The following is a 515-nucleotide window of genomic DNA, read 5'->3' on the forward strand; positions in this document are numbered from 1 at the left end:
TTATAGACGCTTTATACACAGTGTCAATACTTTATTTAAAGGTTTTTTATTTAGTTTTATGCCACTTTTAATAGGCTAATACTTTCAATGGGTTAGCCCGCTTAAAGTCTTAATTCTTATAAACGATTATTATTAGAGCTTACCTATCTTTTTAAAGAAGTCCTTGTAAGCAGCGACTTTTTTATCTAAGGATAAAGGGTAGGCCCGTGAAGTGGATGGTAATCGATATAAAGTTAGATTATTCACGTCAGTTTTTTGATGATCTGCACTCTGCCACTCGTAAGGATAGTCCATACTCTGATTGGTCTTTGGATATTTAGATTTGGCCGGTGGATTATTCAACAAATTCAGCAGTACTTCAGTCGCTTTACCGCCTGTTGTGAACAGTGTCTCCACCTTTGGCACTTGCGTCAAAATATTATCTAGATCGACTGGCGTCACCACCGTTAAGTTTTTATCCGAAGCATTGCCTGTTTCGCGAATGGCTTGCTTAACAGTTGGACAAGACGCGATCC

Annotated in this window: 1 pseudogene; it reads right to left on the reverse strand. The window is 38.3% G+C overall.

Going from position 1 to position 515, the window contains the following annotated elements:
- Nucleotides 1-132: 132 nt before the first annotated feature.
- A pseudogene (locus ACT3RN_RS16100) lies at nucleotides 133-515 on the reverse strand (DNA glycosylase); the annotation flags it as partial.

Origin of the sequence: Psychrobacter sp. AOP5-GZ1-6, assembly GCF_052376345.1 — a bacterium.
GTDB lineage: Bacteria > Pseudomonadota > Gammaproteobacteria > Pseudomonadales > Moraxellaceae > Psychrobacter.